10 protein-coding genes are annotated in these 11,592 nt (G+C 70.6%); 8 read left to right on the top strand and 2 right to left on the bottom strand.

The window, feature by feature from the left end:
• Positions 1-11: 11 nt before the first annotated feature.
• Positions 12-884 carry a hypothetical protein gene (locus ACTRO_RS43635; RefSeq protein ID WP_051451145.1) on the bottom strand — a complete coding sequence of 291 codons (873 nt, stop codon included), beginning with the start codon at positions 882-884 and terminating at the stop codon, positions 12-14.
• A 162-nt stretch (positions 885-1,046) separates the two neighbouring features.
• Between ACTRO_RS43635 and ACTRO_RS20920 the strand changes: the two genes are divergently transcribed.
• Complete coding sequence (locus ACTRO_RS20920; RefSeq protein ID WP_051451144.1) at positions 1,047-2,933, top strand: thioredoxin domain-containing protein; 1,887 nt, start codon at positions 1,047-1,049, stop codon at positions 2,931-2,933.
• Positions 2,934-2,940: 7 nt separating this feature from the next.
• Here ACTRO_RS20920 and trhA read toward each other — a convergent pair whose 3' ends face one another.
• Complete coding sequence (gene trhA, locus ACTRO_RS20915; RefSeq protein WP_084317123.1) at positions 2,941-3,660, bottom strand: PAQR family membrane homeostasis protein TrhA; 720 nt, start codon at positions 3,658-3,660, stop codon at positions 2,941-2,943.
• 246 nt (positions 3,661-3,906) lie between these two features.
• Here trhA and ACTRO_RS20910 point away from each other — a divergent pair, with 246 nt between their 5' ends.
• The 7 genes from ACTRO_RS20910 (at position 3,907) to ACTRO_RS20880 (ending at position 11,013) form a co-directional block, all read left to right on the top strand.
• Entirely contained in the window at positions 3,907-5,733 is a 1,827-nt protein-coding gene (locus tag ACTRO_RS20910) for a phosphoenolpyruvate carboxykinase (GTP) (protein WP_034265454.1), read from the top strand.
• A gap of 160 nt (positions 5,734-5,893) precedes the next feature.
• Positions 5,894-6,655, top strand: a complete 762-nt coding sequence (locus ACTRO_RS20905; RefSeq protein ID WP_034265451.1) for an isoprenyl transferase — start codon at positions 5,894-5,896, stop codon at positions 6,653-6,655.
• Between the two features lie 102 nt (positions 6,656-6,757).
• The gene (gene phoH2 / locus ACTRO_RS20900; protein ID WP_034265449.1) at positions 6,758-8,074 is read left to right on the top strand and encodes an RNA 5'-3' helicase PhoH2; all 1,317 of its coding nucleotides are present in this window, start codon (positions 6,758-6,760) and stop codon (positions 8,072-8,074) included.
• Positions 8,075-8,109: 35 nt separating this feature from the next.
• Entirely contained in the window at positions 8,110-8,931 is an 822-nt protein-coding gene (locus tag ACTRO_RS20895) for an ATP-binding cassette domain-containing protein (RefSeq protein ID WP_034265447.1), read from the top strand.
• A complete protein-coding gene (locus ACTRO_RS48205; protein WP_051451143.1) occupies positions 8,928-9,584 on the top strand; it encodes a hypothetical protein in 657 nt (218 codons plus the stop codon). The genes ACTRO_RS20895 and ACTRO_RS48205 overlap by 4 nt, the downstream gene beginning before the upstream one ends.
• Before the next feature lie 17 nt (positions 9,585-9,601).
• Positions 9,602-10,558 carry a WD40 repeat domain-containing protein gene (locus ACTRO_RS48200; RefSeq protein ID WP_034265444.1) on the top strand — a complete coding sequence of 319 codons (957 nt, stop codon included), beginning with the start codon at positions 9,602-9,604 and terminating at the stop codon, positions 10,556-10,558.
• A 17-nt stretch (positions 10,559-10,575) separates the two neighbouring features.
• Positions 10,576-11,013, top strand: coding sequence for a hypothetical protein (locus tag ACTRO_RS20880; protein WP_034265441.1), 438 nt, complete (start codon positions 10,576-10,578; stop codon positions 11,011-11,013).
• Positions 11,014-11,592 lie beyond the last annotated feature (579 nt).

Here is an 11,592-nt window from a genome sequence, read left to right as displayed (position 1 = left end):
CACGCCGCCGCTCACATGCTGAGTGGTCGTCCGCTGAGCCAATCGACGACCACTCGGTCGCCGAGCGGTTCGGCCAAGACCGCGGTGACCTCACGCAGCTGTGCATAGGCCAGTCGTGTCCTGATGACGCGCTTCCGGTGCGGTGACTCTGGCTGCGGTTCCGGCTCTGGCTCCGTCTCGGGTTCAGGCAAGGGGCGGTCGACGGCGATCGGGATGACGGCGACGGCGTTCCTGCCCTCCACGACGTGGGCGGAAGGATAATCGGTGTAGATCTCCGGGCTGGCCATGAACGCGACCGTCAATGTCCGACCATCGTCTGCCAGCCGGGCCTCCCGCCTCTCGTCCCCGGGTGTGCCGCCGAGCCCGGGGCGCGCCTCGCCGTCGCTCACGCCGCTCACGTCCCGCACCCGCACGACGAACACGCCGTCGACGCCTGCGACGCTGTGCCGTGCCAGGCCCGGATCGAGGACCACAGCCGGACCGAGGGTGTCTTCGAGCTCGAGGACGTAGGCCGGAAACGTGCGCGGCCCCCGATCGGTGGGGAAATCGGCAGTCCCACGATGCGCGCGGGTGACCGCCACCGTATGGCCGGCGAAAGGCCCGTGCGCCGTCTCGATCGCCGTCAGCGGATCATCCGCGCTCCGGTAGTTCGGGCTGAGCGCCGTGAGCACCGCATCGGGCACCTCGACGCCCGGCGCCCGCGTGATCCGACCGTTGTGCACCGCGATCTTCGCCTCGCCGGTGCGGAAGCCGGCCTGCCGGGCCGTCCTGATGACCACGTGCGACCGCGGCTGCTCGCCGAAACTGAAAGGGAGCCGGTCCCAGAACCCGACCGAGCGCTCGGCTCGCGCCAGTTCCGACGGGTCGACCTGCACGTCGCTCATGGATTGCCCCTCCGCACTCGGGCCCGTCGATCCCCCTCGGCGGCCGCCTCGCTACCGAGGATACGACTCACGGGCGGTCCGACTCACCCACCAGCGCGAACTGTGCGATTTCCACCACTCTGGGTATCTGGTGCACGCTCACAAACTCGATAGAGTGAGGTCGTGAACCGTCTGGCGTCCGCCACCTCGCCGTACTTGCTTCAACATGCTGACAACCCCGTGGACTGGCACGAGTGGGGGGACGAGGCGTTCGCCGAGGCGCGGCGGCGGGACGTGCCGCTGCTGATCTCGATCGGGTACTCCTCGTGCCACTGGTGCCACGTCATGGCGCACGAGAGCTTCGAGGATCCGACCACTGCCTCGGCCATGAACGCGGGGTTCGTCTGCGTCAAGGTGGACCGCGAGGAGCGGCCGGACGTGGACGCGGTGTACATGACCGCGACGCAGGCGATGACGGGGCACGGCGGGTGGCCGATGACGGTGTTCGCGGACACCGAGGGGCGGCCGTTCTACTGCGGGACCTACTTCCCGCCGCGGGCGCACGGGTCGGTGCCGGGGTTCCTCACCGTGCTGGCCGAGGTCGCGCGGGCTTGGACGGCCCGGCGCGCCGAGGTGACGTCGGTGGGGGAGACGGTCGCGGCGCGGATGGGGGAGCTGGCCGCGCCGGTGACGGGCGATGCTCCGGACGCCGAGCTGCTCGCGGCGGCGGTGGCGCGGCTGGCGGAGGAGTTCTCCGCGGACGCGGAGCACGGCGGGCGGGCGGCCGGATTCGGCACGGCGCCGAAGTTCCCGCCGTCGATGACGCTCCTTCAGCTGCTGCGGCACCATCGCCGCACCGGGTCGGCCGAGGCGCTGGAGATGGTGACGGCCACCTGCACGGCCATGGCCCGCGGCGGAATCTACGACCAGCTCGGCGGCGGCTTCTCGCGCTACGCGGTGGACGCGCACTGGGGCGTGCCGCACTTCGAGAAGATGCTCTATGACAATGCCCTGCTTCTTCGGGTGTACGCGCTGCTCTGGCGGGTCTCGCCGGAGCCGCTCTTCCGCCGGATCGCCGAGGAGACCGCGGCGTTCCTGATCCGCGAGCTCGGCACGGTCTCGGGCGGGTTCGCGTCCGCGCTCGACGCAGACACGGACGGGGTCGAAGGTCTGACTTACGTCTGGACGTATCAGCAGCTTGTCGACGTGCTCGGCGACGAGGACGCCGCCGCGGCCGCACGCGTGTACGGGGTGAGCCGCAAGGGGAACTTCGAGCACGGTGCCTCGGTACTGCGGCTGACCAATCCGGACATCATCGAGCCGCTGGACGAGGACGGGGATGAGAACGCTCCCTCCGTCCCCGCCTCGGCTGCCGCCGCCGAGGCCGCTGCCGCCGACGTCGAGCGGGTGGCGCCGCGCCTCCGGGTCGCCCGCGCGCAGCGCCCGCAGCCGCATCGCGACGACAAGATCGTCGCCTCCTGGAACGGGCTGGCCATCAGCGGCCTGGTCGAGGCGTCGCTCGCGCTCGACCGGCCGGACCTGCTCGCCGCGGCGGTTCGGTGCGGGAACCTGCTCGCGGAGGTGCACTCGGCCGACGGGCGGCTGGTGCGCACGTCCCGCGACGGGCGCGCGTCCACCAACCCGGGCGTATTGGAGGACTACGGCTGCGTCGCCGAAGCCTTCGCGCTGCTGCACTCCGCCACCGGCGACCACGCCTGGCTGGCCCACGCCGAGGCGCTGCTCGCCACCGTGCGCAGCCAGTTCCGCTCGGAGGACGGGCTGCACGACACCGCCGCCGACGCGTCGCCGCTCTACTTCCGGCCCAGCGACCCGACCGACAACGCCAGCCCTTCCGGCGCTTCCGCCGCGGCGGCCGGCTTCGCGGCCTTCGCGCTGGCCGCGCCGTCGCTCGAGCACCTCGACGACGCCTACCTCGCGCTCGCGCCGTCCGCCGCGCTGGCCGAGCAGGCGCCCCGGTTCGCGGGGTACGGGCTGGCCGTGGCAGAGGCCTTGCTCGCGCAGACCCCGGCGCTCCTCATGTGCCCGGGGCCGTTCTGCCCGGCCGATTGACCGATGATCAGTGGCCCGCCCGGAAGTGGGCCACGGAGATCGCCACGGCGGTGTAGTGGCAGCCGAACGCGGCGATGGTGAGCGCGTGGAAGAGCTCGTGGAAGCCGAACCACTTCGGGGAGAGGTCCGGCTTCTTCAGCGCGTAGATCACCGCGCCGATCGAGTAGAGCACTCCGCCGACGATGATCAGCACGACCACCGTCAGGCCGCCGGTGCGCTCGAGCTGCGGCAGGAAGAAGAGCGCGGCCCAGCCCAGCGCTATGTAGCAGGGCACGTACACCCAGCGCGGCGCGGAGAGCCAGAACATCCGGAAGCCGATGCCCACCGCCGCTCCGGTCCACACCAGCACGAGGAGCAGTCGCGCCTCGGCACGGCTGAGCAGGGTCACCGACACCGGCGTGTAGGTGCCCGCGATGATCAGGAAGATGTTGGTGTGGTCGAAGCGGCGCAGCACCGCCTTCCACTTCGGGCTCCAGGTCTTCGTGTGGTAGATCCCGGAGACGCCGAACAGCAGCCACGAGGAGACCGCGAACACGGAGCAGGCCACGGCCGTGCCGGTGGTCGGAGCCAGACAGATCAGGACGATTCCACCGGCGAACGCCAGCGGAAAGGTCCCCGCGTGCAGCCAGCCGCGCAGCTTCGGGCGCGGCGGGATCAGCGCGTTTGTGGCGGATGCCACAGCGGACTGCGGCGTTAGGTCCGTCACACCGCCGTCACCTTCAGTCATGAGATTGGTCACACCCTGTCGTCGTCGTGGTGGGCGGCACCCGGTCTCATATCTCCGCGAAATCGGGCAAAGGGCCTGCGTACGTGGCCGCTGTGGGCCTGTGAGCAGGGTAACTTACGCGAGCGTAGGTTCCCAAGATCGGCGCGGGGACCATCCACCATTCAAGACGGCGTGGTTATAGTCCAAAGCACCCTCATAAGCGCCCGGGAGGTGCGGACCCCCGGCGTTACCTTTGGAGTGCGCACGATGACGTTCGCGATGACCCAAGCCCCGCCGACCTCCCACGCCGGGTTGCTGGCGTGGGTCGATGAGATCGCCCGCCTCACCCAGCCGGAAGACGTCGTGTGGTGCGACGGCTCCGACGAGGAGTGGGCGCGGCTGACCGAGCAGCTCGTTGACGCCGGCACGCTCAAGCGGCTCAACCCCGCCAAACGGCCCAACTCCTTCTACGCGGCCTCCGACCCCTCCGACGTGGCCCGGGTCGAGGACCGCACCTTCATCTGCTCCGTGCGGGAGCAGGACGCCGGTCCGACCAACAACTGGGTCGCCCCGGCCGAGATGCGTGCGAAGCTCGACGGCCTGTTCGCCGGGTCCATGCGCGGGCGCACGATGTACGTGGTGCCCTTCTCGATGGGCCCGATCGGCTCGCCGCTGGCGGCCCTGGGCGTCGAGATCACCGACTCGGCCTACGTGGCGCTGTCCATGCGCGTGATGACCCGGATGGGCCGCGCGGTGCTCGACGAGCTCGGCGCGGACGGCGACTTCGTCAAGGCCGTGCACACGGTCGGCGCGCCGCTCGAGCCCGGCCGGGCGGACGTGCCGTGGCCGTGCAACCCGACGAAGTACATCACCCACTTCCCGGAGGACCGCGAGATCTGGTCCTTCGGCTCCGGCTACGGCGGCAACGCCCTGCTGGGCAAGAAGTGCTACGCGCTGCGGATCGCCTCGGTCATGGCCCGGGACGAGGGCTGGCTGGCCGAGCACATGCTGATCCTCAAGCTCACCCCGCCGACGACAGCCTCGGGACGAGCGAGCGAAGCGAGGTACATCACCGCGGCGTTCCCCTCGGCCTGCGGCAAGACCAACCTGGCCATGCTCACCCCGACCATACCCGGCTGGAAGGTCGAGACCGTCGGCGACGACATCGCCTGGATGCGCTTCGGCGAGGACGGCCGGCTCTACGCGATCAACCCGGAGGCGGGCTTCTTCGGCGTGGCGCCGGGCACCGGCGAGTCGACCAACGCCAACGCCATCGCCACCCTGGACGCCAACGCGATCTACACCAACGTCGCGCTGACCGACGACGGCGACGTGTGGTGGGAGGGCCTGACCGACGAGCCGCCGGCGCACCTGACCGACTGGCGCGGCGAGGACTGGACCCCGGCGTCCGCCGCCCCGGCGGCGCACCCGAACGCGCGCTTCTGCGTGCCGGCGGGTCAGTGCCCGACGATCGCCTCGGAGTGGGACGACCCGAAGGGCGTGCCGATCTCGGCCATCCTGTTCGGCGGCCGGCGCGCCACCGCGGTGCCGCTGGTGACCGAGTCGCGCTCCTGGCGGCACGGGGTGTTCCTGGGCGCGAACGTGGCCTCGGAGAAGACCGCGGCGGCCGAGGGCACCGTGGGCGAGCTGCGCTACGACCCGTTCGCGATGCTCCCGTTCTGCGGCTACAACATGGGCGACTACTTCGCGCACTGGCTCGCCGTGGGCGAGCACGCCGACCCGGCCAAGCTGCCGCGGATCTACTACGTCAACTGGTTCCGCAAGGGCGCGGACGGCTCGTTCCTGTGGCCGGGCTTCGGCGAGAACAGCCGCGTGCTCAAGTGGATCGTGGACCGGCTCGACGGCGCCGCGGACGGGGTCGCCACCCCGATCGGCGTGGTGCCCGAGGCCGCCGACCTGGACCTGGACGGGCTGGACGTGGACGCCGGGCACCTGGCCGAGCTGCTCAGCGTGGACCCGGAGACCTGGCGGCGGGAGGCCGGGATGATCCCCGAGCACTTCGACCGCTTCGGCGCGCAGCTGCCCGAGGCGCTCTGGCAGGAGCACCGGGAACTGCTCGACCGGCTCGGCTGAGCCGGCCCGGCCGCCCGTCCGACATGCGCGGGCAGATCTTCACTACATCCTCACAGCCGCCTCGGGTCCACCGGGCCCGAGGCGGCGCCGTGAAGGATAGGGTTGCTGCCCGGGGCCGGAAACCAGTGGCAATCGGCAGCGAGAGGTAGTGCGTCGGACCATGGGAATGCGCGACCTCGTCTACAGCGTCTATCTCCGCCGGCTCGCCGCCCGCATCGATCCGGCCAGGTCCCCGCGCCACATCGGCGTGATCATGGACGGCAACCGGCGCTGGGCGAAGGCGGTGGGCGAGCACATCGCCACCGGGCACCAGCGCGGCGCGGACAAGATCCACGACCTGCTCGACTGGTGCGAGGAGGCCGGCGTCGAACTGGTCACGCTCTGGCTCTTCTCCACCGACAACTTCAACCGGCCGGCCGCCGAGCTCGAGGACCTGCTGCGGATCATCGAGGGCTCGGTGCGCAGCCTGGCCGAGACCGGACGCTGGCGCATCCGCCCGGTCGGCGCGCTGGACCTGATGCCGGGCGACTTCGCCCGCACGCTCAAGGAGATCGCGGCCGAGACCGCGGACAACCCGGGCCTGGTGGTGAACGCGGCCATCTGTTACGGCGGACGCCAGGAGATCGCCGACGCGGTGCGCTCGCTGCTGGCCGAGCACGCCGAGCGCGGCACCGCGATCGAGGACCTGGCCCAGGTCATCGACGTCGAACACATCACCGAGCACCTCTACACCCGCGGCCAGCCGGATCCGGATCTGGTGATCCGCACCTCGGGCGAGCAGCGGCTGTCCGGATTCCTGCTCTGGCAGTCGGCGCACTCGGAGTTCTACTTCTGCGAGGCCTACTGGCCCGCGTTCCGGAAAATCGATTTTCTGCGCGCCCTGCGGGACTACGCCCAGCGGCAACGGCGCTACGGAGCGTAAGGCCCTTATAAGCTCCGGCTGTCGTTTTCTGCTCCCCCGGATGGGGTAAAGCGAGGGTAAGGGCGTGCCGCACAGAGGCCGCCGTACAGAGCCGGAGCACTAGTGGCCACTGCATCCGAACGGCGCACTTATGTCCTGGACACCAGCGTACTGCTGGCCGACCCCACCGCGGTGACCCGCTTCGAGGAGCATGAGGTCGTCATCCCGCTCGTGGTGGTCAGCGAACTGGAGGGCAAGCGCCACCATCCGGAACTCGGGTATTTCGCCCGCGCGTCGCTGCATTTCCTGGATGAGCTCAGGGTACGTCACGGACGTCTGGACCAGCCGCTGCCGATCGGGGAGTCCGGCGGCACGCTGCGGGTCGAGCTCAACCACTCCGACACTTCCGTTCTGCCGCCGGGATTCCGCCCCGGCTCGCAGAACCCTGACAACGATGTCAGGATCCTGGCCGTGGCCAAGGCGTTGGCCGCGGAGGGCGCCGACGTGGTGCTGGTGTCCAAGGATCTGCCGCTGCGGGTCAAGGCGGCGGCGGTGGGGCTGCCCGCCGAGGAGTACCGGGCGGAACTGGCCGTCACCACCGGATACACCGGCATGACAGAGCTCGAAATCGGCGGCTCGCAGGTCGACGCCCTCTTCGAGCACGGCCGGATCGAGCTGGCGCAGGCCGCCGAGCTGCCCTGCCACACCGGCCTGGTGCTGGTCTCGGAGCGCGGCAAGGCGCTCGGCCGGGTCACCTCGGACAAGCAGGTGCGCCTGGTGCGCGGGGACCGGGAGGCCTTCGGCCTGCACGGGCGCAGCGCGGAGCAGCGGATCGCGCTGGACCTGCTGCTGGACCCGGAGGTCGGCATCGTCTCGCTCGGCGGGCGGGCCGGCACCGGCAAGTCCGCGCTGGCGCTGTGCGCGGGCCTGGAGGCCGTGATGGAGCGCCGCCAGCATCGCAAGGTCGTGGTGTTCCGGCCCTTGTACGCCGTGGGCGGCCAGGACCTGGGCTACCTGCCCGGCACCGAGGGCGAGAAGATGACGCCCTGGGGCCAGGCGGTCTTCGACACCCTCTCGGCGCTGACCACCTCCGAGGTCATCGACGAGGTTGTGGACCGCGGCATGCTCGAAGTGCTTCCGCTCACGCACATCCGCGGCCGTTCCCTGCACGACTCCTTCGTGATCGTGGATGAGGCGCAGTCGCTGGAGCGCAACGTCCTGCTCACCGTGCTCTCCCGGATCGGCAGCGGCTCGCGCGTCGTGCTCACCCACGACGTCGCCCAGCGCGACAACCTCCGGGTCGGCCGGCACGACGGCGTGGTCTCGGTGGTGGAGAAGCTCAAGGGGCATCCGCTGTTCGCGCACGTGACGCTGACGCGCTCGGAGCGTTCGCCGATCGCCGCTCTGGTCACGGAGATGCTCGAGGACCTCTCGGTCTGACGGCCCCGTCCGACGCGGGCGGCTATTGTGGGCGCATGCTGCTCAACGGTGTGGGGTACCGCTACAGCCAACGTGCGCCCTGGGTGCTCGATAACGTGCGCCTCGAACTGGAACCCGGTTCGCTCACGCGGATCGGCGGCTACAACGGAAGCGGCAAGTCCACGCTGATGCGGATCGCGGCCGGGGTGCACCGACCCGGCCGCGGCAGCGTGACCGGCCGACCGGCCCGGGCCGCCTACGTGCCCGGGCAGCTGCCCGCGGTCCCGTTCAGGGTGCAGGACTATCTGCTGCACCTGGGCCGAATACAGGGCCTGAGCGAGTCCGAGGCCGAGCAGCGGTTGCAGGCCGGCCTGGAGCGCTTCGAGGCGTGGGGCTACCGCAAGCACCGGATCGGGGACTTGTCCCGCGGCACGGCGCAGAAGGTCGCCATAGTCCAGGCGCTGCTCGGTGAGCCGGAGCTGTTGATCCTGGACGAGGCGTGGACGAGCCTGGACGCGGCCGGCCAAGGAGAGCTCGACGATGTCGCCCGCACGGTGCGCGACGGCGGCGGGATCGTCGTCTACGTGGACCACGACGCGCAGCGGCTGGCCGAGGACGCCACTGCCGCCTACCTGGTGCGCGACGGCTCGTTGCAGTCGGCCGCCGCGGCCGATTTCGCCGTGCCCACGGCCCTGATCGACCTCGAAGGCGCGCCGGAGCCATGGCCGCTTCCCGGACGTGCGCGACCGTTGGCGGACGGCGCGGTGCGCGTCAGCATCGCGGCCGAGCACTCCGACCGGCTGCTGCGCGAGCTTCTGACGCAGTACCCGACGACGCATGTCAGGACCGTGCGTATGGCCGAGGGGAGCGCCGAGTGAACACCCGGACCTTCGCAGTGGTGCGCTACTACGCCACGCTGTTCGCTGGATCGCAGCGCTGGCTGGGCCCCGCGCTGCTTTACGGCATCGCGCTCGCCATCGACTCGGCCGGCGGCGACACCGCCCCGGACGCATACGCCTACAGCGCGGCCTTTCTGGTGCCGGTCACGGCCTGGCTGACCAGGTCGATGCTCAGCGCGGAGCCCGCGGAATCGGCGGCGATCATAGCCACCGTGGTCGGCCCGGCCCGGGCCAGGCTCACCGCCCTGTGCGCCGCGACCGGCTACGGCTTGGTGTGCGCGATCGTCGGCGCCCTGGTGGCGATGACGACCGGCTCCCACGGCGGCGGCGCGACGACCGCGGCCGGCCTCACCACGGAGCTGGTGTGCGTCCTGCTCGGCTCGGCCGCGGGCGCGTTGAGCGCGCCGCCGCTGGTGCGTCCCTCCGGCTGGGGCGTGCTGCTGGCCGGCCTGCTCTCCTTCGGCCTGCTGCTGGCCAGGTTCAGCCCCGCCGACGCCACCATCAGATCCCTGACCGCGGTGTCCAACGGCAGCGCGCTGCACTTCCCTTACTGGGCGCCGCCGTTCGCGCTCGTGATCGTGGGCCTGGCCTGGGCCGGCGCCACATACGGCGCCACCCGGCACGTCCCGTAGAAAGACAGGCTTCGACCATGGAACTGCCCACGGCCTTCCGGCACGAGCTGAAGATCGGCACCGGCCTGCGTGCCCGACCCGCGCGCGCCGCGACGCTGGCCCTGAGCCCGGACGGCCGGCTGCTCGCGGTCGGCGGCGAGAGCCCGACCGTCGACCTGTGGGATCCGTACGAGCCCAAGCTGCTGGCCCAGTTGGCCGGCCACCGCCCCACGAAGCTCGTCGGCACCGTGCAGTGTCTGGCATTCAGCCCCGACGGGCAGCTGCTCGCCAGCGGCGGCCGCGACGGCACGGTCCGGCTCTGGCGCGCGAACGACGGTCAGTGCCTTGATGTGCTCAGCGGCTTCTCCGGCCCGTTGGCGCAGCTCGCTTTCAGCCAGACCGCACCGATCCTCGCCGCCGCGGACGAGCAGTCCGTGCGGCTGTTCGATCTCAGCGTCAGTCCGGCCCGGCCGGTCACGGCCCACCTGCCTGAGCCAGGTGTCAATGCTCTGGCGTTCCATCCGAACGGCTCGGTCCTCGCCGTCGCCCTCGGCGGCCGGGAACGCAAGGGCACGCACCGGATCGCGCTGATCGAGCCCGTCGGCGGCCAACCCGTGTACGCACTCGGCGAAGGCGATTTCCTGGCTCGCAGCCTCGCCTTCAGCCCCGACGGCGGCATGCTCGCGGCCGGGATGCGCGGGGACGAGGTGCGGCTGTGGGATCCGAACGGCTGGCAGCCGATCCGCTCGCTGAAGGTACCTTCGTACTCTGCGTTCGCGCTCGCCTTCACCGCAGGCGGCATCCTCGGCGGCGCCACCGGCGACCGGGTCTGCATGTGGGATCCGGCCACCGGTGAGCTGGTCGCGTCGGCGAAGGTGCCGTACGTGAAGAACAGCTCCGTCGCGAACGTCGTCTTCAGCCCCGACGCACGCCTGATGGTCACCTGCCGCACCTTCGCCCAGGTGCGCGTCTACGGGACGAGTTCGGGGTCTTAGCTGAGATAATCAGGGTCATGACGGATGCGGAGCAGGACGGTTTCGACGAGATCGTGTGCTACGGGGCGTGGTGGGATTGCCCGCGCACCGGCGTCGCCCTGATCGGCGGTCGCCCGCATTATTTCGAATGCAATTTCTCGGCCGAGCTCGACGACTACCCCGCGCGGTACGAACTCTGGCCGATATCAGAGGGCGAGCTTGCCGAGGAGCTGGAGCTCTGGCGGGACCGTCTCGAGCGGCTCGCGCGGGCCCAAGTCACCGGGCCTCCCGTCGAGCGGCTTCCCGCACACCTGGCCGAAGTCGATGCGCGTGTGCTGGAACGGAACTCGCGACGGTCCCCGGCCGACGCGCTGATCGCCACACCGGAATGGCGCCTGGACCGGAACCGGTCCAAGATCGGACGCGTGCCCGCCCACCGAGTCCGTTGGACGTTCGCCGAATCGGCGGCGGGGTAACATTATTGCGATTTGATGATCGGTTGAGCGCTGGTGGGGCGTGGGATGACGTGTCGGGTCGGGGTGTGGGCGGCCGCTTCGCGTCGCCCTGTTCCTTCTGACCGCCTGCCCACCCGTTGCGTTGGCGGGGTGGGCTGAGGTTTCAAGCTTTCACCTCCGGCGGGGGGCCCTTCTCTCGGAGAGTGCCGGGGTTGCGTGGTTGTTGTCGTTGGCGGGGCGGGCTGTGGTTCGGGGTGGTGGGGTAGCGGGGGCGTGCTCTCTCCTCGGTCGGTCCCCGGAGGCAACCAGGGACCTGCCGGGAGCTCAAGCGGCGGTCGTTTCCGTTGATGCTGGATCTTGCATCGCGCCGCTTGACCTCCCGGCAGAACCCTGACCGGGGTTCGCCTGCCCGACCGAGGAGAGAACCCACCCCCTGAGGGTCCGGTGTGAGCTGCGCTCGGGCCGAGTCCCATCCCGTAGCCCGGTCGCGCTCGATGCGGAAGAATCCTGCATCGCCGTTCTGGACCGCTCTTCTCTCTAGTTTTTCAACGCCGGGGAGCACGCACGAGTTCCCCTTAACGGCCGGAATTTTCTTTATCT

The organism is Actinospica robiniae DSM 44927, assembly GCF_000504285.1.
GTDB classification, from domain to species: domain Bacteria; phylum Actinomycetota; class Actinomycetes; order Streptomycetales; family Catenulisporaceae; genus Actinospica; species Actinospica robiniae.
The sequence above is the reverse complement of the archived record's forward strand: the minus strand, read 5'-3'. Positions and strand labels throughout refer to the sequence as shown.

Excerpts from the sequence above, each read along its gene's own strand:
- ACTRO_RS20910 (WP_034265454.1), top strand. The coding sequence starts at position 3,907 with ATGACGTTCGCGATGACCCAAGCCCCGCCGACCTCCCACGCCGGGTTG.
- ACTRO_RS20905 (WP_034265451.1), top strand. The coding sequence starts at position 5,894 with ATGGGAATGCGCGACCTCGTCTACAGCGTCTATCTCCGCCGGCTCGCC.
- ACTRO_RS20880 (WP_034265441.1), top strand. The coding sequence starts at position 10,576 with ATGACGGATGCGGAGCAGGACGGTTTCGACGAGATCGTGTGCTACGGG.
- ACTRO_RS43635 (WP_051451145.1), bottom strand. The coding sequence starts at position 884 with ATGAGCGACGTGCAGGTCGACCCGTCGGAACTGGCGCGAGCCGAGCGC.
- trhA (WP_084317123.1), bottom strand. The coding sequence starts at position 3,660 with ATGACTGAAGGTGACGGCGGTGTGACGGACCTAACGCCGCAGTCCGCT.
- ACTRO_RS48200 (WP_034265444.1), top strand. The coding sequence starts at position 9,602 with ATGGAACTGCCCACGGCCTTCCGGCACGAGCTGAAGATCGGCACCGGC.
- ACTRO_RS20895 (WP_034265447.1), top strand. The coding sequence starts at position 8,110 with ATGCTGCTCAACGGTGTGGGGTACCGCTACAGCCAACGTGCGCCCTGG.